Raw genomic sequence first — 21,654 nt, 5'->3', positions numbered from 1 at the left:
ATGAAGGTCGTCGTCGCGGCGATCGGCCGGCTCAAGGCGGGGCCGGAACGCGTGCTGCTCGACCGCTATGTCGACCGCGCCGCCCGCGCCGGCCGGCAACTCGGCCTGACCTTCGACCTCCGCGAATTGCCCGAAAGCAGCGCCCGGCAGGCGTCGGAGCGCAAGCAGGCCGAAGGCGAGAGCCTTGCGGCCCTCCTGCCCCCGGGCGCGCTCCTGGTCGTTCTCGACGAAGGCGGCAGGAGTCTCGACAGTCGCTCGTTTGCCGGAAAGATCGCCGAATGGCGGGATTCCGGCGCCCGCGACCTGGTTTTCGCCATTGGCGGGCCGGACGGCCTGGCGCCGGACCTGATCGCCCGGGCCGACCTCCGGCTTGCCTTCGGCGCGGTGACATGGCCGCATCAGCTCGTCCGGATCATGCTCGCCGAACAGCTCTACCGGACGGTCACCATCCTCTCCGGCCACCCCTATCACCGCGACTGAGCGCCGCCGGCGGAGCCTGCCGGGTCGCGCTTCAGCCGCAATTTCCCGGCACGCTTCAGGTCCCCGGGGTTGGTTGACAGATCGTTAATCCTGCTGGTCCTACCCTGTCGAAGGAAGGATGGATTTGGGGCCGATTGTGGTTGATTTCAGGTCGCGATGGACCGCCGGCATGGTTCTGGCCGCGGTGGCGCTCGCCGCGCCGCCGGCCTTGGCCGCCGCCGAGGATCCGGCGGAGATGGCGAAGGCCGCCCGCGCCGCCCGCCAGGCGGAGCTTGAGCAGGTTGCCCGCGACATCGCGCTGACCGACGAGCGCCTTGCCGAGTTGCGGGCCGAGATCGAGGCGCTCGACAAGGATCGCGGGACCCTCAACCAGGCCTTGATCGAGGCCGGCAAGCGCGTCCAGTCGATGGAAGGCCGGATCGGCGAGACCGAGACGCGAATCAAGGCCCTGGTGAAGAACGAGGATGCCCTCAGGGCCTCGCTGGCCCGGCAGCGCGGCGTTCTCGGCGAGGTCCTCGCCGCCCTGCAGCGGATTGGCCGGCGTCCGCCCCCGGCGATCCTGGTGCGGCCGGAAGACGCACTCACCTCGGTCAGGAGCGCGATTCTCCTCGGTGCCGTGGTGCCCGACCTGCGCAAGGCCGCCGACAAGCTCTCCGCCGAGCTCGGCCAGCTGGTATCACTGAAAAATGAACTCGCCCGCGAGCGCGACCGCATGCGGAACGACATGGAATCGCTCGCCGAGGATCGCGCCCGTACCGAATTCCTCATCGCCGAGCGCCAGAAGCAGCGCGATGCCTCGGCCGCCCAGCTCGCCGAGCAGGAGCGGCGCGCCACCCAGCTCGCCGAGCAGGCGACGAGCCTCAAGGATCTGATCGCCCGGATGGAAAAGGAGGTGGCCGCCGCCGCCCGCGCCAAGGCCGAGGCCGACGCGGCAGCCGCAAAGCGGCGGGAAGCCGCCGAAATCGCCAAAAACCGGGTTCCCCCCGATTCGCTCGGCGAATCGGACCGGCTCGCCCCGGCGGTCGCCTTTGCCGACGCCCGCGGCCTCCTGCCGCTGCCCGCCAGCGGCAAGACCATTCGCGCCTATGGTGAGGCCGACGGGCTCGGCAACCGCAGCGAGGGCATGTCCGTCGCGACCCGGCCGAATGCCCAGGTCAACGCCCCTTCGGACGGCTGGATCGTCTACGCCGGGCCCTTCCGCAGCTATGGCAAACTCTTGATCATCAACGCGGGCGACGGGTATCATGTGCTCCTGGCGGGCATGGACCAGATCAACGTCCAGCTCGGCCAATTCGTACTAGCCGGCGAGCCAGTGGCGATGATGGCTTCGCCAAAACTTGCGAGTGCCGGCGACGTGGACATAGTTTCGACCCAGCCCGTGCTCTATATCGAGTTCCGGAAAGATGGAACTTCGATTGATCCGGCCCCGTGGTGGGCCGCAACAGATGACGAAAAGGTTGGCGGATGATACGCAAAGCCTCACTTCTACTCGCGGGCGCCGCGCTGGGTGCGATCGTCGCCGTGTCGCTGACCCAGACGCAGTTCTTCTCTGGCAGCGCCGCGAATGCGGCCTCGGCTGACACCTATCGGGAACTGAACCTCTTCGGCGACGTTTTCGAGCGGATTCGCGCCGACTATGTCGAGACGCCGGACGAGAACGCGCTGATCGAATCGGCGATCAACGGCATGCTGGCCGGGCTCGATCCCCATTCCAGCTATCTCAGCCCCAAGAACTTCAAGGACATGCAGGTCCAGACCAGCGGCAAGTTCGGTGGTCTCGGCATCGAGGTGACCATGGAGGACGGCGTCATCAAGGTCGTATCGCCGATCGACGATACGCCCGCCCAGCGCGCCGGTATCCTTGCCAATGACCTGATCATCGCCCTCGACGGCGAGCAGATCGAGGGCCTGTCGCTCAACGAGGCGGTCGAGAAGATGCGCGGGCCGATCGACACCCCGATCACCCTGACCATCAAGCGCGAGAATGTCGAAAAGCCCTTCGACGTCGATCTCGTCCGCGAGGAAATCACCCTTCAGTCGGTGCGCTCGCGCGAGGAAGGCGATGTCGGCTACGTCCGCATCAGTTCCTTCAACGAGCAGACCTTCGACGGCCTGAAGGAAGCGATCGACAAGATCAACGACGACCTCGGCAAGGCAAAGGTCAAGGGCTACATCATCGACCTGCGCAACAATCCCGGCGGCCTGCTCGACCAGGCGATCGCGGTGTCGGACGCCTTCCTCGACCGCGGCGAGATCGTCTCGACCCGCAGCCGCCACGCCGAGGAGACCCAGCGCTACAACGCCCATTCCGGCGATATCACCGGTGGCAAGCCGGTGATCATCCTCGTCAATGGCGGTTCGGCCTCGGCCTCCGAGATCGTTGCCGGCGCGCTCCAGGATCACCGCCGTGCGACCATCATCGGCACCCGCTCCTTCGGCAAGGGATCGGTGCAGACCATCATCCCGCTCGGCGCCAATGGCGCGCTGCGGCTGACCACCGCGCGCTACTACACGCCGTCCGGCACGTCGATCCAGGCCAAGGGCATCGATCCCGACATCGAGGTCGTCCAGGAGCTTCCGCCGGAGCTCGCCGACGCGGCCAATGTCGAGCCGCGCGGCGAAGCGAGCCTCAAGGGCCATCTCGTCGGCGAGGACACCGACAACGGCAAGAAGGAAGAATCCGGCTCGCTGGCCTACGTGCCCGCCGACCCGGACGAGGACAAGCAGCTCCACTACGCGCTTGACCTCCTCAACGGCCTTCAGGTCAACAGCGAATTCCCACCGGACCCGGCTCGCGGAATTCCGAACTGACCGAAAATACCGGTCCCGGCGGCGCGGCGGTCGCCCGCCGCCGGGATTCTCCTTCCACCCATCGCGGACGGTCATGGCGGCGGACGAACTGACCAGGCCACTCGGGCTCCCCCGGCAGCGCAAGCCGCGCAGGTGGCTGGTCATCGTGGCGCTGATCGCCCCTCCCCTTGCCCTTGCCGTCGGCCTGCTCGTCTTCCTGATTGCGGGCGGTGACGACCCGGCCCATGTCGTCGCCGCCGTCGACACCCCCGACGCGGGCCCCACCGCGAGCATCGCCCCGCCGCCGGCCGACGATTATCCCCGGCAGACCGAGCCGCTGGTCGAGGTCACGCCCACGGGCACCCTGGGCGAGGTCGGTGGTGGCGAGGTGGTCATCACCGATCCCGGCAGGCCGGGCCCGGTCCGCCTCGCCGCGGCGCCGCGCGAGGACCTGATCGAACCCGGCGAGGATGGCGGCCTCCTGCCACGCATCGGCGACGACGGCACCCGGCCGCTCGAGGCCTATGCCCGGCCGGTCGGCGATGTCGACGGGATGAAGCGGATCGCGATCGTCATTGGCGGCATCGGCATCGAAGGCGAAACCGGCAAGGCGGCCATCGCCGGCCTTCCGGGCGAGGTCACCCTTGCCCTGCCGCCCTATGGCGACGACCAGCCGGCAATGGTCGCCGAGGCCCGCGCCGGCGGTCACGAGATCCTGCTCCAGTTGCCGATGGAGCCCTATAACTACCCGGACATCGATCCGGGACCGAACACACTCACCGTCGCCGCCGGCTCGTCGAAGAATCTCGGCAGGCTGCACTGGCTGCTCGGCCAGATCACCACCTATGTCGGCGTGATGAACTACATGGGCGCCCGCTTCACCGGCGACGATCAGGCGCTCGCCCCGGTGATCGGCGATATCGCCGGCCGCGGGCTGCTGTTTCTCGACGATGGCTCCTCGGCGCGCAGCCGGGTGATGAACATCGCGTCGAGCAGCGCTCCGGTGCTCAAGGCCGACCTCGTCCTCGACGGCGACACCACGCCGGCCGCCATCGACGCGCGGCTCGACCAGCTGGTCGCGATCGCCGAGCAGCGCGGCTATGCCATCGCCACGGCGACCGCGTTCCCCTCCACCGTCGATCGCGTCGCCGCCTTCGCCAGGGCCGCCGCGAGCCGCGGCATTGCCCTTGTCCCGATCTCGGACATCGTCCACCCCGACGGAACATGAGCAGGAAAAAGAAAGCCGGAAAGCCGAAGGCCAGCCCCATGCAAGACCTTCCCTACCGCCCGTGCGTCGGTATCGCCCTGTTCAATACCGACGGCCGGGTCTGGGTCGGTCGCCGTTCCGACGAGGAAGCCGCGGGCGAAGGCGATGGCCACTGGTGGCAGATGCCCCAGGGCGGCCTCGACAAGGGCGAGGACCCGTATGAGGCCGCCCTCCGCGAGCTCTATGAGGAGACTTCGATCAGGAGCGTCAGCCTGATCCGCGAGGCACCGGGCTGGCTGACCTATGACCTGCCGCCGGCGCTCGTCGGCATCTCGTGGAAGGGGCGCTATCGCGGCCAGAAGCAGAAGTGGTTCGCGCTGCGCTTCGAGGGCGACGAATCCGAGATCGACGTCCTCGAGCCCGGCGACGGCGATCCCCGGGAATTCTCGGAATGGCGGTGGGAGACGCTCGCCCGCCTGCCCGAGCTCATCGTCCCGTTCAAGCGGGCCGTCTATGAGCAGGTGGCGGAAGCTTTCGCCGATATCGGCTCGGGCTGAATTCGGTATCGCGGAGACGCGAGGCCCGCGCCCGGCCCCGGGCCGGCCATGGCCCGCCCGGTTCCGCCGGGATATCAGCCGCCCTTGGCGGTCTGGACTTCCTTGAGCTGGTGAAGGCGCAGTTCGGCGGCCGCCTTGGTCTCGGCGTCCTTGGCGTCGTTGACGTCTTCCTGCGCGTTCTGGACTTCCTGGGCCAGCGTCGCCGCATCGAGTTCCTCGAGCGGGATCGCCTGTTCGGCGAGGATCGTCAGCCCTTCGACATTGACATCGGCAAAGCCGCCGCGAACGAAGATCCGGTCCCTCGCGTTGCCGCGGGCGACCTCGACGACGCCGGGCCGCATCGTCGACATGTAGGAGGCATGCCCCTTGAGGACGGTGAAATAGCCCTCGCTTCCCGGGATAACCACCTCGTTGACCGGCTCCGATATCAGGAGCTTCTCGGGCGCAACCAGTTCGAACTGAAACGGATCAGCCATCTTCGTTTCCTGACTTCACGCCGTCGCCCATGCGCCGGTCGACGGCTTGCTTCTGGCCGGCCTAGGCGGCCTCGGCGGCGAGCTTCTTGGCCTTCTCGACCGCCGACTCGATGGTCCCGACCATGTAGAAGGCCGGCTCGGGCAGGTGGTCGAATTCGCCGCTGACCAGCCGCTTGAAGCCGTTGATCGTGTCGGCGAGATCGACGAAGACGCCCGGCGAGCCGGTGAAGACCTCGGCAACGTGGAAGGGCTGCGACAGGAAGCGCTCGACCTTGCGGGCGCGGCTGACGACCAGCTTGTCCTCTTCCGAAAGCTCGTCCATGCCGAGAATGGCGATGATGTCCTGGAGCTGCTTGTAGCGCTGCAGCACCTCCTGGACCTGGCGGGCGACCGCGTAATGCTCGTCGCCGACGATGCGCGGATCGAGCATGCGCGAGGTCGAATCGAGCGGGTCGACCGCCGGGTAGATGCCCTTTTCCGAGATCGCGCGGTTGAGCACGGTCGTCGCGTCAAGGTGGGCGAAGGACGTCGCCGGCGCCGGATCGGTCAGGTCGTCGGCGGGCACGTAGATCGCCTGCACCGAGGTGATCGACCCCTTGGTCGTGGTGGTGATGCGTTCCTGCAGCGCGCCCATGTCGGTCGCCAGGGTCGGCTGGTAGCCCACCGCCGACGGGATGCGACCGAGCAGCGCCGACACCTCCGAGCCCGCCTGGGTGAAGCGGAAGATGTTGTCGACGAAGAACAGCACGTCCTGGCCCTGATCGCGGAAATACTCGGCGACCGTCAGGCCGGTGAGGCCGACGCGGGCGCGGGCGCCGGGCGGCTCGTTCATCTGGCCGAACACCAGGGCGCACTTGGAGCCCTCGGTGGAGCCGTTATTCTTGGCCGGGTCGACGTTCACGCCGGACTCGATCATCTCGTGATAGAGGTCGTTGCCCTCGCGGGTCCGCTCGCCGACGCCGGCGAAGACCGAATAGCCGCCATGCGCCTTGGCGACGTTGTTGATCAGCTCCTGGATCAGCACCGTCTTGCCGACGCCGGCGCCGCCGAACAGGCCGATCTTGCCGCCTCGGGCGTAAGGCGCGAGCAGGTCGACGACCTTGATGCCGGTGACCAGGATCTGCGCCTCCGTCGACTGGTCGACATAGGACGGGGCCGGCTGGTGGATGGCGCGCTTCTGCTGGGTCTTGACCTCGCCGGCCTCGTCGACCGGCTGGCCGATGACATTCATGATCCGGCCGAGCGTCTCGTCGCCGACCGGCACCGCGATCGGCTCGCCGGTATCGACCACTTCCTGGTCGCGCACCAGGCCCTCGGTCACGTCCATCGCGATCGTGCGGACGGTGTTCTCGCCGAGATGCTGGGCGACCTCGAGGACCAGCCGGTTGCCGTTATTGTCAGTTTCCAGCGCATTCAGGATCGCCGGCAGATTCTCGGGAAACTGCACGTCGACGACGGCGCCCATGACCTGGGTGATGCGCCCGGTGACGCCGGGGAAATTCTCTTTGGTCGTGCTCTTCTTCGCCATGACCTACCTCTGCTGGATTCCGTTCAGAGCGCCTCTGCGCCCGAGATGATTTCGATGAGTTCCTTGGTGATCTGCGCCTGACGGCTGCGATTATAGGTGAGCGTCAGCGCATTGATCATCTCGCCGGCGTTGCGGGTCGCGTTATCCATCGCCGACATCTTCGCCCCCATCTCGGAGGCCGCGTTCTCGAGCAGCGCCCGGAAGATCTGGACCGACAGGTTGCGCGGCAGCAGGTCGGTGAGGATCGATTCCTCGTCCGGCTCGTATTCGTAGACCGCCTCGCCGCCGGCGACTTCGCCCTCGCCTTCGCTGTCGATCTGGGCCGGCACCAGCTGCAGCGCCGTCGGCACCTGGTTGATCACCGACTTGAACTCGGCGAAGAACAGCGTGCAGACGTCGAAGCCGCCCTCGGCAAAGAGATCGCGCACCCTGTTGCCGATGCCGTCGGCATCGGTGAAGGCGAGCTGCTTGACGCCGCGCAGGTCGACCAGGTCGATGATCTCCGACCTGAAGCGGCGCTTCAGGATGTCGTGACCCTTCTTGCCGACGCAGAGGATCTTGACCGTCTTGCCTTCTCCGGCAAGGCGGACGGCATGGTCGCGCGCCAGTCGGGCGATCGAGGAGTTGAACGCGCCGCAGAGCCCGCGCTCCGCCGTGCAGACCACCAGCAGGTGGACGTCGTCGCGACCGGTGCCGGCGAGAAGCCGCGGAGCATCGTCGCGCCCCCTCAGCGGCTTGGCCAGATTCGCGAGGACCGTGTTCATCCGCACCGAATAGGGACGCGCCGCCTCGGCGGCGGCCTGGGCGCGGCGCAGCTTGGATGCCGCGACCATCTGCATGGCCCGCGTGATCTTCTGCGTCGCTTTGACCGAAGCGATACGGTTGCGGAGTTCCTTGAGGCTCGCCATCGCCTAGACGCCTGTCATCCGGTTCCGGGTAAGCCTCACGCGAAGCCCTTGACGAAGGCGTCGGCCGCCGCCCGCAATTTCTCGGTGAGGCCGTCGTTGAGCTCCCGCTTCTCGCGGATCTCGTCGAGGACATCCTTGTGGTCGGCGCGCATCAGCGCCAGGAAGCCGCTTTCGAACTCGCCCACCTTGTCGACCGGCAGGCCATCGAGATAGCCGTTCACGCCGGCGAAGATGACGGCCACCTGCTCCTCGACCTTGAGCGGCGAGAATTGCGGCTGCTTGAGGAGCTCGGTAAGGCGCGCGCCGCGGTTCAGGAGCCGCTGCGTCGCGGCATCGAGATCCGATCCGAACTGGGCGAAGGCCGCCATCTCGCGATACTGGGCCAGCTCGCCCTTGATCGGCCCGGCGACCTGCTTCATCGCCTTGATCTGCGCCGAGGAACCGACGCGCGACACCGAGAGGCCGACGTTAACCGCCGGGCGGATGCCCTGGTAGAAAAGGTCGGTTTCGAGGAAGATCTGGCCGTCGGTGATCGAGATGACGTTGGTCGGGATATAGGCCGACACGTCGTTCGCCTGGGTCTCGATGACCGGCAGCGCGGTCAGCGACCCGGAACCGTTCTCGGCGTTGAGCTTGGCGGCGCGCTCCAGCAGCCGCGAATGGAGGTAGAAGACGTCGCCCGGATAGGCCTCGCGTCCCGGCGGGCGGCGAAGCAGCAGCGACATCTGGCGGTAGGAGACGGCCTGCTTGGACAGATCGTCATAGATGATCAGGGCGTGCATCCCGTTGTCGCGGAAGAATTCGCCCATGGTGCAGCCGGTGAACGGCGCGAGATACTGCAGCGGCGCCGGGTCGGAGGCGGTCGCGGCGACGATGATCGAATATTCGAGCGCGCCGTTCTCCTCGAGCACCTTGACGAGCTGGGCGACGCTCGACCGCTTCTGGCCGACCGCGACATAGACGCAATAGAGCTTGCGCGATTCGTCGTCGCTCGCGTTGACCGATTTCTGGTTGAGGATGGTGTCGAGGGCGATGGCGGTCTTGCCGGTCTGGCGGTCGCCGATGATCAGCTCGCGCTGGCCGCGGCCGATCGGGATGAGAGCGTCGATCGCCTTGAGGCCGGTCTGCATCGGCTCGTGCACCGACTGGCGCGGAATGATGCCCGGCGCCTTGACGTCGACCCGCTTGCGCTCGTCGGACTCGATCGGCCCCTTGCCGTCAATCGGATTGCCGAGGCCATCGACGACGCGGCCGAGCAGCGCCTTGCCCACCGGCACCTCGACGATCGCGCCGGTCCGCTTGACCGTATCGCCTTCCTTGATGTCGCGGTCGTCGCCGAAGATCACGACGCCGACATTGTCGGTCTCGAGGTTCAGCGTCATGCCGCGGATGCCGCCGGGGAATTCGACCATCTCGCCGGCCTGGACGTTGTCGAGGCCGTAGATGCGCGCGATACCGTCGCCGACCGACAGCACCTGCCCGACCTCGGAGACTTCCGCCTCCTTGCCGAAATTCTTGATCTGGTCCTTGAGGATCGCGGAGATTTCTGCGGCCCGGATTTCCATCAGCCGACCTCTTTCATGGCGAGCTTGAGTGAACTGAGTTTAGTCCTCAGCGAGGAATCGATCATGCGGCTGCCGACCTTGACGATCAGCCCGCCGATCAGCGCGGGATCGACACGGATGTCGAGGGCGACATCCTTGCCGAGGGATTCTTTCAGGGCGGCCTTGAGCGACGCGATCTGGTCGTCGGTCAGCGGCTCGGCGCTGGTCACCTGCGCCGTCGTCTCGCCGCGCTTCTCGGCCATCAGCCGGCGGAAGGCGGTGATGATCTCGGGAACCGCGAAGAGCCGCCTGTTGCCGGCCACCACCTTGAAGAAATTGCCGACCGTTCCGGTGACTTCCGCCTTCTCGAGCACCGCGGTGATGCCGCGAAGCTGCTCCTCGGCCGAATAGATCGGGCTGCGGATGAAGCTCTGGAGATCGTCGCTCTCGTCGTGCATGGTGGCGAAACGCCCCACATCCGTCTCGAGCGCCGCCAGCGCCTTGTCATCCTCGGCCAGTTCGAACAGAGCGGTTGCGTAGCGCTCTGCCAGCCCCGAAACGGGAGATGAATTGTCCGCCACCTGTCCCCAGTTCTCCGACGTGCGAGGCCCCTTATCGCGAAGCCCGGCTTGTTTCTGTTCAAGGCCTTGAACGGATTGAAGTCTTGGGCTGACGCGACGTTTGCCTGACCAGCCCCGCCCCTTATTTCGCCGGTTCGATTAGCATAGGCCCGTAGTCAGGGCAACATGGCGAAACGCACGGAATTCGGTTGTCCTGTCGCGGCGCAGCGAAATGATCCGCACGGGCGCGCCTCGATTGGTGACGGATCGCCGGTCCCGCCATTCGGGCGGACCTGCGCCCGCATGACCGCCATCGGCTTTCCTGCCCCGAAATCGCCCGACAAGAGGGGCACAAGCTGGGTAGCGGATCGCGCACCGGGGCCGGCCAGTCGTCCTCCGGCATGGCGGGAAAGGTAACCGGCAGGGGCGCTTGTCAGAAACAACCGGGATACGCGATTTCCCGCGCAGGGTGCATGGCGCGGTCCGCCGGGTTGGCGACCGCTTCGCGGGCTCGCCGGAAAGCGCCGCCGCCGCGTGGGGATTCCTGCGCCCCTACGTAGCCGCCGAGCGCCGTTTCGCCGGGCGGATGATGGCGCGCGGCCCTTTTGCCGCCGCCGGCTACGAGTTCCTCCGTTTCGGCATGAAGCAGGCCTGGGCGTGCCTCTTCGGCGGCATCATGCTCGCCCTCCTGATCGCCACCCACTATTGGTACCCGCGGGACGCCGCGCTGGCGCGCTACGACTTCCTCTTCCTCGCTGCGCTGACCGTGCAGGCGGGTCTGCTCGCCTTCCGGCTCGAGACCTTCGAGGAAGCGAAGGTCATCCTCGCCTACCACATCGTCGGCACCGTGATGGAGATCTTCAAGACCGCCCAGGGGTCCTGGATCTATCCCGACCCGAGCTTTTTCCACATTGGCGGCGTACCGCTCTTCACCGGCTTCATGTATTCCTGCATCGGCAGCTACCTCTGCCGCGCCTGGCGGCTCTTCCACCTCCGCTTCACCGGCCAGCCGCCGCTCTGGGCGCTCGGGCTCGTGAGCGCGGCGAGCTACGCCAACTTCTTCACCCACCACTATGTCGTCGACCTCCGCCTCGTGCTGTTCGCGGCGGCGGCAGCGCTGCTCTGGCGGACCAGGGTCTACTTCGTCGTCTGGCGGAAGGCGCGCTGGATGCCGCTTCTCCTCGGATTCGTCCTCATCGCCGCCTTCATCTGGTTCGCGGAGAACATCGGCACCTACACGCGGACCTGGCTCTATCCCGGCCAGCGGGAGGCATGGACCATCGTCGGGCTGCCGAAGCTCGGCTCGTGGTTCCTGCTCGTCATCATCAGCTTCGCGCTGGTGGCGCTGATCAAGCGCCGCGACTATCAGGCACGCGAAGAAGGCCCTGCCCGCGACAACCGCCGCGCCCCGTGAACCGCGGCGTCGCGCTGGCGCTGCCGCCCCGCTGTCCCTCTCCTGGAGCCGTCCCCGACCGGAATGCGGGCCATGCTCGCCGCCGTCGCTAACCGCGAAACACTCGTATACGGTCGCGGTGGGGATAAATCGGGGGTTGTTGGTTCATGGCGCCGAAACTTGCGCCGCGGAGCGGCTCGTCGATCGAGTGGTGGTTCGTGCATGGCTGGTTCGAGATGGCGGACGGTCACCGGCGCGATTTCATAGCCTCGGTCTTTCGCCAGGCATCGCGGGACGGCAATGGCGAGGGACACATGCTCCTGCTGTCGTCTTTCGACGAAGCGAAAGGCGAGCACACCGTCCGCAGCGAAGTCTCCCCCGGCCTGGTCGACCACTTCCTCCGCGCGGCGCCGGACGAACTGCGGGGCGCGGGCATCAACCGCAACCTTGTCGATGCCTTCACTGCCGAGATCGAGCGTGGCGGGGTGCCCTCTCCGATCCTGCTTTCGGCGCGGCCGGTCTCCATGGCGAAGGATCGCCTGGCGATCGACTGGGGCGACTTCGCTCTCGACGAGGACGGCGATGGCATCGCGATGCGGTTCTCCATGCCCGACGACGGTGCGGTTTGCGCGATGTCGGCAAGCCCGGTCGCGACGTGGCTGAATGACGACTGCCCGCCCGCGGGTGCCATGGCCTACCAGAGCTGCCCGCGCCTGACCCTGACCGGCACGGTCGACGGCGAGGCCATCCGCGGCGAAGCCTGGATGGACCATCAGTGGGGCGACTACGGATGGATGAAGACGCTCGGCGCCAGTGCCGAACTGCTCGGCTGGGACTGGCTCGGCATCAACCTCGATGACGGCACCGACCTCATTGTCATGGTCCGCCGCAACATGCATTCGCGGGATGCGGTCGGCCGTCTGGCCGTTCTGTTCGCTCCCGGCGAACTGCCTCGGACTGTGCATGACGCTGACATCTCCCCGCTCCGTCAATGGGTCAGCCCCGATTCGATGATCGCCTATCCGGTGGCCTGCCGCATCGCCATTCCCTCGCTCGGCGCCGATCTCGTCTTCGAACCGCTGGCCGACGGCCAGGAGATCCCCGTCTTCGGCGTCACCAACGTGATCTGGGAGGGCGTCGGCCGCATCGAGGGCGTGCTTGGAGACCGGCCCGCCACCGGCCGGGCCCGGCTTGAGCTCAACGGCTATGGCCTGATCCTCGACTTCGGGTCCTACCAGCGTCAGTGGATCGAGCGCATCGACGCGACGATGCATCGCTTCCTTCCGCGCGAGCTCGACGATGACCGGCTTGCCGGCTTTGTCGGAGAGCCGCGCTGGGCCTTCGACAGCCACGCCCAGACCGCAATGCTCGCGACCCCGGCATGGGACCTCTTCGATCGCGGCGGCAAGCACTGGCGTCCCGTCTACGGGCTCATGCTGCTCGACGCCCTCGGCGTCGAGCTTGCGCCATACGAGACCCTGGTCTCGGTCATCTCCGAATTCATCCACAACGGATCGGTGATCATCGACGACATTGAGGACAATTCCGCGACGCGGCGCGGCGCGCCGACGATCCATCGCCGCTACGGCCTGCCCACCGCGATCAATGCCGGCAACCAGCTCTATTTCCTTCCGCTCCTCACCCTTTCCGACCACCCGGCGCTGGTGCCGGAGCAGCGCGACGCGATCTACAGGGCGATCACCACCATGTTCGTGCAGGCGCATATGGGACAGGCGCAGGACCTTTACTGGTCCGATGCGGCCACCGTCCGCGGCCCCGCCTTCTGGACGTCAGACCGGCTTGCCGGGCTCATCCTGCAAGCCCATGCCTACAAGACCGCTGCCGCCGTGAAGACGATCTCCGAGATCGACTGCATCGTGGCGGGAACCGACGAAAGGATTCGCAAGGCGGCGATGGACTTCGGCGAAAGCTGGGGCATCGCTTTCCAGATCTTCGACGACATCAGGAATTTCTCGACCAGGCCCGAATGGGGCAAGACCCGGGGCGAGGACGTCCTGTCGGGAAAGGTCACCTACGTGACGCGCAAGGCGGTGTCCCTGCTCGAGGGCGCGGGACAGGCCGAGCTGATCCGCATCCTCGATGGCCTCCGCTCTACGTCCCAGGCCGGCGACCTGGCGGTTGGGATCGAGCTGATCGAGCAATCCGGCGCCTTCGACCAATGCCGTGCCGATGCGACGGCCCTGGTCGAGGCAGCCTGGCCTCCCTTCGCCGAGGTCCTCCCCCAGACGACCGCGAAGGTGATGTTGCGGGTGTTCGTCACCCACCTTCTCGACTCGAACTTCGACATGTGACCCGGACAGCGTCCCGACGATCGCGCGCGGCTCGGCTTTCCGGTTCCGCGGCGAGCGGCCTTACATGAAGGTCTGCGGGTCGATGTCCACCTGGACCCGCAGGTTCCCCCGCGGCTTCGGCGCCGCCGCCAGCCAGTCGCGGAGATAGGCCTGGAGGTCGGTGTTGCGCGGCGCCTGGACGAGCAGCCGGAAGCGGTGGCGGCCGCGCACAACCGCCAGCGGCGCCTCGGCCGGACCCAGCACCTGGATCGCCTCGGCCCGCGGTTCCGCCCGGCGGAAGGCCGCCGCGTAGGCTTGCGTTTCCCCCCGGTCGAGGCCGGAGATGACGATGCCCACCAGCCGCCCGAAGGGCGGCAGCCCGGCCGAGCGCCGCGCCGCGATCTCGCTCGCATAGAAGGCCTCGCGGTCGCCGGAGACGATGGCGCGGATCACCGGATGCTCCGGCGCATAGGTCTGGACCAGCGCCCGGCTCGCCCCGCCCGCCCGCCCGGCGCGGCCGGTCACCTGGGAAAGGAGCTGGAAGGTCCGCTCCGCCGCCCGCATGTCGCCGAAGGCGAGGCCGAGGTCGCCGTCGACCACCCCGACCAGCGTCAGCAGCGGGAAATTGTGGCCCTTGGCGACGAGCTGGGTGCCGATGACGATGTCGACCTCCCCGTCGGCGATCGCCTTGAGGTCCTGGCGGAGCCGCTGCACCCCGCCGGCGATATCGCTCGACATGACGATGGTTCGCGCCTCGGGAAACCGCGCCGTCACCTCCTCCGCCAGCCGCTCCACCCCCGGTCCGACCGCGACCAGGCTCTCGGTGTCGCCGCAGTTCGGGCAGTGGTCCGGCCGCGGCTCGGAGTGGCCGCAATGGTGGCAGAGCAGCACGCCACGGAAGCGATGCTCGACCAGCCAGGTCGAGCAGTTGGGGCACTGGAAGCGGTGGCCGCAGGTCCGGCAGAGCGTCAGCGGCGCGTAGCCCCGCCGGTTGAGGAAGAGCAGCGCCTGCTGCTCCTCCGCCAGCGTCTCGGTCACCGCCTCGACCAGCGGCGGCGAGATGAAGCGGCCGCGCTCGGGCTGGGTCGCCCGCATGTCGATCGCCGCGATCTCCGGCAGCGTCGCCGCGGCGTAACGGTCGGAGAGCACGATCCGCCGGTAGCGTCCCGAATCCGCGTTGACCCGGCTCTCGATCGACGGCGTCGCCGAGGACAGCACCAGCGGGAAACCCGCTAGGTGGCCGCGCACCACCGCCATGTCCCGCGCGTTATAGAAGACGCGGTCCTCCTGCTTGTAGGCGAGGTCGTGCTCCTCGTCGACGACGATCAGCCCGAGCTCCCGGAAGGGCAGGAACAGCGCCGATCGCGCCCCGATCACCGCCCTCACCTGCCCGGTCGCCACGCCCCGCCACACCCGGTCGCGCATCCGCGGCGCGACCTCCGAATGCCATTCCGCCGGGGCGACGCCGAAGCGCGCCGCGAAGCGTTCGAGAAAGGCCGAGGTCAGGGCGATCTCGGGGATCAGCACCAGCACCTGCCTGCCCTTGTCGAGCGCCGCCGCCACCGCCTCGAAATAGACCTCGGTCTTGCCCGAGCCGGTGACGCCGTCGAGCAGCGTCACCGAGAAGCCGCCATCGGCGACCGCTTTGCGGAGCGTATCGGCCGCGGCCCGCTGCTCGTCGTTGAGCACCGGCGCCGCGTATCCCGTGTCGGGCGGCTGGGCGACCGGCCGGGCCGGTATCGCGACGGGCTCCAGCGTCCCGGCATCGACCAGCCCGGAGACGACGCCCGGGCTTACCGCCGCCGCCGCCGCGAGCCCCGATTTCGACCAGGCCGCCCCGTCCTCGAGCATCTGGAGCACGCGCTGCCGCGCCGGCGTCATCCGTTCCGGCGGCGGGCCGGCGCGCCTGACCCCGATGATCGGCGCCTCGGGTTCGAGCGCGCCCCGCGCCCTCAGCACCATCCTCAGCACCATGCCGCGCGTCGTCAGCGTATAGTCGGCGATCCAGTCGACGAAGGCGCGGATTTCCTTCAGCAACGGCGGCACGTCGAGCCGCTCGGCGATCGGCCGCAGCCGGTTATGGCCGATCTCCCCATCCGGCGGATCGTCCCAGACGACGCCGATCACCTCGCGGGTGCCGAGCGGCACGGCGACGATGTCGCCGGGCGCCGCCGTCATCCCGTCCGGAACCGCATAGCTGTAGGTCCCGGCAACGGCGACCGGCAGCAGGACAGAAACCGTCTCGGCGGGGCGCAAGGGTCTTTTCCGAATCGTCCGTCGTCAGAAAGGCGTTACCCGGCCGACGATGACGGCCCGCGCCGCCAAAGGGAAGCCGCGCGGCGTCAACGTATGGGTTCAGGCGGACAGGTTCGCCCCGTCTTGCGACGCAGGAATATCATTGCGTGGCAAGACGGGCGATCAGGCGCAGCGGCCCGCGAATCTCACGCCGGGTAGCGGCGAATCCCCGGCCGCATCTTGCCGGCATTGCCAAGCTCGATGACGTAGCCGAAGTCCTTCTCCGTATCGAGATAGTAATGCTCGTCGTCGTCATAGCGCCCGCTCTGCATCACCGGGTAGCCGCGAGCCGTGAAGTCGGCGACGGCCTTCTCGCAGTCGGCATAATACATCTTGATGTGGTGCAGGCCCTCGCCATGCGCCTCGAGAAACTCGTCATAGATGCAATAGCCGCCGGTCGGCTGCATCAGTTCCAGCTGGGTGTCGCCGCGCCACGCGCAGGCGATGATGCATGAATGGGTCGCCGGCTTGCCGCGATAGGTATAGTCCTGCACCGTATCGGAATTGAAATCCCAGATGTCCCACGGACCGATGCCGAAGACCTCCCAGTGGCGCTTCATCGCCGCCTCGATGTCGCGAACCACGAAGGCCACCTGCATGGCGGCGCCTTCCTCGAATTGTCTCATCTTTCCCTCCCCGGTCATCGCCGAAACCCCGGCAGGCTAGCACGCACCGGTCTGAGCAATCCGAAAATACGCGCCTCGCGGACGAAGATGGCCGGGATCGCAGTCGGCCACGACCGGGAAGGGCAAGGATTGCCGCCGCCTTGCGTCCGCCTATGATCGGCCCTGGGGCCGCGCCGGCGGCGGTGAACTCCCGGCCAGCCGGGCCGCGCCGGAGCCGTCCCGTTTCGCGAGAGGATCGAGCCGCGTCGTGCCCACCCCGCTGATCATCCCGGACTATGCCCGGCCGAGCGCGCTGATGGTGCCGCATTACGACGCCTCCCTCCTGGGCCTGCTCGAGGCGATCGCCACGGCCGCGTCGGAGTGGATCGGCGTCATCCTGCTCAGCGCCGATCCGGACCTGTCGCAGGCCTTCGTCGCCCGCCAGGCAAGGCCCCGGCGGTTCACCATCGTCGCCGCCCCCTACGACACGCCATGGATCCGGGACCGCGCCCCGATCGCGGTGCGCGAGGATGGCGGCGTCGGCTGGATCCTGCCGCGGATGATCGAGGCCGACCGGCCTTTCGATGACAGCCTCTTCGCGACGATCAGCGCGCGGGAGCTGCGGCACGCGCCGCTCGCCATCGCCCAGGGCAATCTGGTCGCCGGCCCGGCCGGCATCGCCCTGTCGACCAGCCGCGTCCTGCGCGAGAACCGGCTCGGCGCGGGCGCCGTCGACGCGCTTGCGCCGGACCTCGGCATCCGGCGCTGGATCGTCTTCGAGCCCTTCCCGGAGGAGCCGACCGGCCACGCCGACATTCACGTCCGCTTCCTGCGTGCCGATCTCGTCGCCGTGGCCTGGCATCCCGAGGACCCGGCGCTCCAGCAGGTCGCCCGCGAGATCGAGCATCGCGTCAAGGCGTTGCGGCCCGCGACCCGCAGCCTCCGTATTCCCCTTGCCCGCGACGGTGATCGCTACGCGAGCCTCGTCAACTGGATACAGGTCGGCCGCAACCTGCTCCTGCCGGTCTACGGGATGACCCCGCCCGACGCGCTTGCCCAGGCAACCGGCCTGCTTGCCGAGGAAGGCTTCCGGGTACACCCCCTGCCCTCGCCGACCCTCGCCCTGGGGGGATCGCTCCACTGCCTCACCGCGTCGATTTTTGTTTAAGACCTTCCGACTCCGGTTGTCCTCGTCCGGATCTCGCATTAGCCTGTTTATGTCCGACTTGGCAGCCAGGCCCGGCGGACGTGTCGTCGAGACGACGGGGGGCGATAATGGTTGACCGAGTAACAGCCGCGCTGGCATTGGCATCGGCGGCGTTTGTCTCCGTGCCGGCCAGCCTGATTCCGGAAACCGCGAAGGCGCAGTCGGTCCGCAGGCGGACGGAGACGCTTCCGCGCGAGTCGCTGGTCAATCAGCCGTCGGCGGTCACGCCGCGGGATTTCGGCGGCGGCTACAAGATGGGCTCGCTGATCAAGGGCCTCGACCCCTATTCCGGCATCTCCAATTACAACGGTCTCGTCACCAGCCGCTTCGCGCCGCTGACCTTCGCCGGCGGCAGGGGGCAGGTCAGCTTCTACGGCCAGATGAATCTCGGCTGGCTCAATGTCGACAGCGGCTACAAGGACACCGACTCCTATTTCTCGACCAACGGCACCACGCTCAACGAGCTCGGGACGCGGGTCAGATACGAGGTCACGCCCGACTTCACGGTCGGCGCGCGTCTGTCCTTCGTTGCCGCGTTCAACCGCTCGGACATCCTGACCAGCTACGAGGACCAGGATGCCGGCTGCGACGAGAAGCATCCCGACGACGCCTTCTGCTGGAACTCCGCCAGCCTCTACGTCAGCGGGCCGTTATTCGGGAAGATCTCGGTCGGTCTCGGCGAGACGGCGGCCGCCGATATCGGCAGCATCACGCTCGGCGGCACCGGTGCGGTCACCAACAACGATCCGACCCTCAAGGGCGGCTGGCACCAGGTTCGCGGCACCTATTACACGCTGAACGACGTAGCGCCCGACGTCACCGGCGTCACCCGCGGCACGCGCATTCGCTATGACTCGCCGACCTTCGCCGGCTTCTCGGTGAGTGGTTCCTGGGGCGAGGCAAGCCATGTCGGCGCCCCGCCGGACGCAAAGGACTACTGGGACGTAGCCCTGCGCTACGCCGGGCAGTTCGGCTCCATCCGCGTCGCGACCGGCCTCGCGTATCAGGACTATGACCGCGAGGGCGACCACCTCAGCCAGTCGAACCTGACATGGGGCGGCTCGATCCAGCATGTGCCGACCGGGCTCTTCGCGTCGGCGAGCCTCAACGGCATCAACCGCGATGCGAAGTTCAAGCCGGGCTTTGGCGAGACCGATAATGCATCCGCCTACTACCTTCAGGCCGGCATCAGCCGGAACGTCTTCGGCATCGGCAAGACGGCGCTTTACGGCGAATACGGCGAGACCGACAACGGCGCCAACGCGGGCGCCTATTTCCTCAAGGACAGCAGCACCGAGAACTGGGGACTTGGCCTGGTCCAGAATATCGATGCCGCCGCGATGTCGCTCTACATCACCTACAACTCGATCCAGGCCGATGTCGGCGGAACGAAGGGCGACGACATGAATGTCGTCTTCGCCGGAGCGCGGGTGAAGTTCTGACCCCGGACGTTGCTGGTCGTTGGCTGTCTCATCGCTTTGGCGCGCGCCGCCGGGTGTGAACCGCGTCTCTTGTCCGGAGGGCCGCATCACAGTGTGATGCCGGCGTTTCACCGCCGCCGGAGGCGGCGAACGGCGGCGGAGGGCGGTGATGTCACGACCGATCGCGGAAATACTGGCCCGTTTCGAGGCGGTGCTGGCCGAACCACGTCCCGCCTACGATCTGCTGGTCGGGGCCTTTGGCGAGCTGGTCATTCCCTCCGGCGTCACGGCGGAGGAACTGACCCGGCTCTATTCGATCTGCTACCGCCTCTCCGGAACCGCCGAGGGCGGCCCCGTCGTCGATCTCCATCACCTCGAGGACTGGCAGGCCGGTCACCTGTCCCATGTCGCCCTCGACGTGGTCGGGCGAACGCTCTACGACCGCGACGCCTCGACCCGCGGATGGATCGCCAGGAGCCGCGCCCGGTTCGTCGAACGCGGCGAGGAAATCCCCGAGGGCCTCGACGACAGCCAGCTTCCGCCCCGACTCGATATTCCCTTCGATCTGCCGGCCGCCACGGAGCGCATCGCTCCGCTGCTCCGCCGCTACGAGGAGGACATGGTCGAAGCACCCGCCTGTCATTTCAAGCTTTGCTGGGACGTTGCCCGCGACGGCTACCCGGTCTTCCGCGATGTCATCGCCCGGTGGTCGAAGGGGCTCGACGCGCGCGGGCTCGGCTTTTCCGGCACGGCCGCGGCGGTCGCAACCGCTCGTATTCTCGCCGACCGGGCCGACGATCCTGAACCGGTCTCCTGGGCGGACTGCCATCGCGACGTCTTCCCGATGCTGGAGAACCAGCATCCGATGGTCGCTGCCGGCGCGGCGGTCTGGCTCGGCGCCCTGTGCGGCGACGGGCTGCTCTCCGATCCCGAAGCGCCGGACCTCGCGTCGCTGCTGACCCGCCTCGCCGCATGGCCGCGGAACCGCGTTGCGATTGCCGGCGGCTTCATCAAGGGCTTCGATTCGGAGCTTGAAGGCCTTTACACCCTCGAATCGGACGAGACGCTCGAAGCATTCGACCTCGATGCCTGGGTGCTCGAATGCCTCTCCGCGGAGAAGAGCCCTCCCTATCTCCCCAATGCCCAGGCCCTGTGGTTCTACGTCCACGAATACTATGCCGCGCGACCGGCATTCGTCGCCCGGCTGATCGATGCCGACCGCGCCTGGATCGCGATGATGTGCGCGACCGAGATCGACGGCAGGGTTGCCGGCATGAGGCCGGTTCTCGAGCGCCTCGTCCGGGATCCGGATCCCGACATCTCCGCGCATGCCAGGCGGCAGCTCGAGCGCTTCTACTGACCTGAGGCGGGGTCGATCCCTCGTCCGCGCCGGCGCTGCCAACCGGTCGCAGTTCGTGCTACACTCGCCGCATCCATTAGCCCGTGTCGGGAGGTCCCTATTACCAGGTTGCTAATGTTCGCCTCGGTGACGGCGTTTCTCGTTTCGCCTGTGGCAGCCGGCCCGCTTCACGATGCGGTCGACGCCGGCGACGTGGCGCAGATTCGGCAGTTGATCGAGCAGGGCGAGGACGTCAACGAGAACGACCCTCGACTTGGCACGCCACTTCACCGGGCGGCGGTCGGCGGAACCCGTGAGATCGCCGAATTGCTCGTCGCCGCCGGCGCCGACGTGAACCTTGAGAACGGCCGTCTCGGCACCCCCCTCCAGGCGGCGGCCTACAAGCGTAACGAGCCCGTCGTCGCCGCGCTGATCGCCGTCGGTGCGGACGTGCAGGCCGCCGACGCCGATGGCCGGACCGCGTTGCACTCCGCTGCCGAGGGTGGCGACGCCGCCATCGTCGCATTGCTGATTGAGAATGGCGCCGACGTGAATGCGCGGAGCGAGCCCGATGACCATCGGCCGGGCGACACGCCGGTTATTGCCGCCGGCCAATTCGGCCACTTCGATATCGTTGACCTTCTACAGGCCTATGGCGCAAGGCGGTCGGTCGTCGAACCGGTCGCCGGGCTCATGGCGTCAGCCGACCCTGACGCCGGCAAGGCTATCTTCGAGACCGCCTGCATCCGCTGCCACACGATCGCCGAGGGCGCGCCGACGCGCATCGGCCCGAATCTGTGGGCCATGCTCGGGCGCGAGAAATCGAGCGTCGAGGGTTTCAGATACTCGGCCGCCGGCGAGCGGCTGATCGGCACCTGGACGCTCGCGGAAATCAACGCATACATCGCCGCGCCAATGGATTATGTGCCTGGCGGCGGCATGCGCATCGGCGGGATCAAGGACCCCGCCGAAAGGGCGGACCTGATTGCCTATCTCAGGCAGCGCAGCGCGGATCCGCCTCCACTGCCCGAGCGCCCCTAGCCGGCGCGGCGA

The 21,654-nt window shown here is 67.6% G+C and carries 18 protein-coding genes; 11 read left to right on the top strand and 7 right to left on the bottom strand.

The genetic code is table 11. The features are described 5' to 3' along the window. The 5 genes from rlmH (at window position 1) to KDJ86_RS10595 (ending at window position 5,034) form a co-directional block, all read left to right on the top strand. A complete protein-coding gene (rlmH, locus tag KDJ86_RS10615) occupies window positions 1-480 on the top strand; it encodes a 23S rRNA (pseudouridine(1915)-N(3))-methyltransferase RlmH (protein WP_291745380.1) in 480 nt (159 codons plus the stop codon). Between the two features lie 169 nt (window positions 481-649). Further along, complete coding sequence (locus KDJ86_RS10610) at window positions 650-1,948, top strand: murein hydrolase activator EnvC family protein (protein WP_291745379.1); 1,299 nt, start codon at window positions 650-652, stop codon at window positions 1,946-1,948. Further along, window positions 1,945-3,291: a S41 family peptidase gene (locus KDJ86_RS10605; protein WP_291745378.1), complete on the top strand. Its 1,347-nt coding sequence runs from the start codon at window positions 1,945-1,947 to the stop codon at window positions 3,289-3,291. Before KDJ86_RS10610 ends, KDJ86_RS10605 begins: the two co-directional genes overlap by 4 nt. Window positions 3,292-3,364: 73 nt before the next feature. Further along, entirely contained in the window at window positions 3,365-4,498 is a 1,134-nt protein-coding gene (locus KDJ86_RS10600) for a divergent polysaccharide deacetylase family protein (protein ID WP_291745377.1), read from the top strand. Window positions 4,499-4,536: 38 nt separating this feature from the next. Continuing rightward, window positions 4,537-5,034: an RNA pyrophosphohydrolase gene (locus tag KDJ86_RS10595; RefSeq protein ID WP_291745376.1), complete on the top strand. Its 498-nt coding sequence runs from the start codon at window positions 4,537-4,539 to the stop codon at window positions 5,032-5,034. Window positions 5,035-5,108: 74 nt separating this feature from the next. On the opposite strand, the gene KDJ86_RS10590 is transcribed toward KDJ86_RS10595, so the two are convergent. From KDJ86_RS10590 to KDJ86_RS10570, 5 genes are all read right to left on the bottom strand, one after another. Beyond that, entirely contained in the window at window positions 5,109-5,510 is a 402-nt protein-coding gene (locus KDJ86_RS10590; protein ID WP_291745374.1) for a F0F1 ATP synthase subunit epsilon, read from the bottom strand. 61 nt (window positions 5,511-5,571) lie between these two features. After that, complete coding sequence (gene atpD / locus KDJ86_RS10585; protein WP_291745372.1) at window positions 5,572-7,038, bottom strand: F0F1 ATP synthase subunit beta; 1,467 nt, start codon at window positions 7,036-7,038, stop codon at window positions 5,572-5,574. A gap of 23 nt (window positions 7,039-7,061) precedes the next feature. Further along, window positions 7,062-7,946, bottom strand: coding sequence for a F0F1 ATP synthase subunit gamma (locus KDJ86_RS10580; protein ID WP_291745370.1), 885 nt, complete (start codon window positions 7,944-7,946; stop codon window positions 7,062-7,064). A 35-nt stretch (window positions 7,947-7,981) separates the two neighbouring features. After that, a complete protein-coding gene (gene atpA, locus KDJ86_RS10575; protein ID WP_291745368.1) occupies window positions 7,982-9,511 on the bottom strand; it encodes a F0F1 ATP synthase subunit alpha in 1,530 nt (509 codons plus the stop codon). Beyond that, window positions 9,511-10,071, bottom strand: coding sequence for a F0F1 ATP synthase subunit delta (locus tag KDJ86_RS10570; protein ID WP_291745366.1), 561 nt, complete (start codon window positions 10,069-10,071; stop codon window positions 9,511-9,513). The genes atpA and KDJ86_RS10570 overlap by 1 nt, the downstream gene beginning before the upstream one ends. A gap of 409 nt (window positions 10,072-10,480) precedes the next feature. Here KDJ86_RS10570 and KDJ86_RS10565 point away from each other — a divergent pair, with 409 nt between their 5' ends. Continuing rightward, window positions 10,481-11,464: a DUF817 domain-containing protein gene (locus KDJ86_RS10565; RefSeq protein ID WP_291745364.1), complete on the top strand. Its 984-nt coding sequence runs from the start codon at window positions 10,481-10,483 to the stop codon at window positions 11,462-11,464. A gap of 146 nt (window positions 11,465-11,610) precedes the next feature. Then, window positions 11,611-13,755 (top strand): polyprenyl synthetase family protein, encoded by a 2,145-nt coding sequence (locus tag KDJ86_RS10560; protein WP_291745362.1) that lies wholly within the window; start codon window positions 11,611-11,613, stop codon window positions 13,753-13,755. 60 nt (window positions 13,756-13,815) lie between these two features. Here KDJ86_RS10560 and KDJ86_RS10555 read toward each other — a convergent pair whose 3' ends face one another. Both KDJ86_RS10555 and KDJ86_RS10550 read right to left on the bottom strand, forming a co-directional pair. Next, window positions 13,816-15,990: a primosomal protein N' gene (locus KDJ86_RS10555; protein ID WP_291745360.1), complete on the bottom strand. Its 2,175-nt coding sequence runs from the start codon at window positions 15,988-15,990 to the stop codon at window positions 13,816-13,818. Window positions 15,991-16,175: 185 nt separating this feature from the next. Further along, window positions 16,176-16,655, bottom strand: coding sequence for a VOC family protein (locus KDJ86_RS10550; protein WP_291745358.1), 480 nt, complete (start codon window positions 16,653-16,655; stop codon window positions 16,176-16,178). Between the two features lie 247 nt (window positions 16,656-16,902). Between KDJ86_RS10550 and KDJ86_RS10545 the strand changes: the two genes are divergently transcribed. The 4 genes from KDJ86_RS10545 (at window position 16,903) to KDJ86_RS10530 (ending at window position 21,642) form a co-directional block, all read left to right on the top strand. After that, window positions 16,903-17,802 (top strand): agmatine deiminase family protein, encoded by a 900-nt coding sequence (locus KDJ86_RS10545; protein ID WP_291745356.1) that lies wholly within the window; start codon window positions 16,903-16,905, stop codon window positions 17,800-17,802. 107 nt (window positions 17,803-17,909) lie between these two features. Further along, window positions 17,910-19,283 (top strand): porin family protein, encoded by a 1,374-nt coding sequence (locus tag KDJ86_RS10540; protein WP_291745354.1) that lies wholly within the window; start codon window positions 17,910-17,912, stop codon window positions 19,281-19,283. 148 nt (window positions 19,284-19,431) lie between these two features. Then, complete coding sequence (locus tag KDJ86_RS10535) at window positions 19,432-20,622, top strand: hypothetical protein (protein ID WP_291745352.1); 1,191 nt, start codon at window positions 19,432-19,434, stop codon at window positions 20,620-20,622. Between the two features lie 114 nt (window positions 20,623-20,736). Next, window positions 20,737-21,642 carry an ankyrin repeat domain-containing protein gene (locus KDJ86_RS10530; RefSeq protein ID WP_291745429.1) on the top strand — a complete coding sequence of 302 codons (906 nt, stop codon included), beginning with the start codon at window positions 20,737-20,739 and terminating at the stop codon, window positions 21,640-21,642. The last annotated feature ends 12 nt before the right edge of the window (window positions 21,643-21,654 follow it).

Origin of the sequence: Bauldia sp., assembly GCF_020442045.1 — a bacterium.
Classification (GTDB): domain Bacteria; phylum Pseudomonadota; class Alphaproteobacteria; order Rhizobiales; family Kaistiaceae; genus Bauldia.
The sequence above is the reverse complement of the archived record's forward strand: the minus strand, read 5'-3'. Positions and strand labels throughout refer to the sequence as shown.

Bases quoted from the DNA above. Each gene is read 5' to 3' on its own strand.
- rlmH (WP_291745380.1), top strand. From the start codon at position 1: ATGAAGGTCGTCGTCGCGGCGATCGGCCGGCTCAAGGCGGGGCCGGAA.
- KDJ86_RS10610 (WP_291745379.1), top strand. From the start codon at position 650: ATGGTTCTGGCCGCGGTGGCGCTCGCCGCGCCGCCGGCCTTGGCCGCC.
- KDJ86_RS10605 (WP_291745378.1), top strand. From the start codon at position 1,945: ATGATACGCAAAGCCTCACTTCTACTCGCGGGCGCCGCGCTGGGTGCG.
- KDJ86_RS10600 (WP_291745377.1), top strand. From the start codon at position 3,365: ATGGCGGCGGACGAACTGACCAGGCCACTCGGGCTCCCCCGGCAGCGC.
- KDJ86_RS10595 (WP_291745376.1), top strand. From the start codon at position 4,537: ATGCAAGACCTTCCCTACCGCCCGTGCGTCGGTATCGCCCTGTTCAAT.
- KDJ86_RS10590 (WP_291745374.1), bottom strand. From the start codon at position 5,510: ATGGCTGATCCGTTTCAGTTCGAACTGGTTGCGCCCGAGAAGCTCCTG.
- atpD (WP_291745372.1), bottom strand. From the start codon at position 7,038: ATGGCGAAGAAGAGCACGACCAAAGAGAATTTCCCCGGCGTCACCGGG.
- KDJ86_RS10580 (WP_291745370.1), bottom strand. From the start codon at position 7,946: ATGGCGAGCCTCAAGGAACTCCGCAACCGTATCGCTTCGGTCAAAGCG.
- atpA (WP_291745368.1), bottom strand. From the start codon at position 9,511: ATGGAAATCCGGGCCGCAGAAATCTCCGCGATCCTCAAGGACCAGATC.
- KDJ86_RS10560 (WP_291745362.1), top strand. From the start codon at position 11,611: ATGGCGCCGAAACTTGCGCCGCGGAGCGGCTCGTCGATCGAGTGGTGG.
- KDJ86_RS10550 (WP_291745358.1), bottom strand. From the start codon at position 16,655: ATGAGACAATTCGAGGAAGGCGCCGCCATGCAGGTGGCCTTCGTGGTT.
- KDJ86_RS10540 (WP_291745354.1), top strand. From the start codon at position 17,910: ATGGTTGACCGAGTAACAGCCGCGCTGGCATTGGCATCGGCGGCGTTT.
- KDJ86_RS10535 (WP_291745352.1), top strand. From the start codon at position 19,432: ATGTCACGACCGATCGCGGAAATACTGGCCCGTTTCGAGGCGGTGCTG.
- KDJ86_RS10530 (WP_291745429.1), top strand. From the start codon at position 20,737: ATGTTCGCCTCGGTGACGGCGTTTCTCGTTTCGCCTGTGGCAGCCGGC.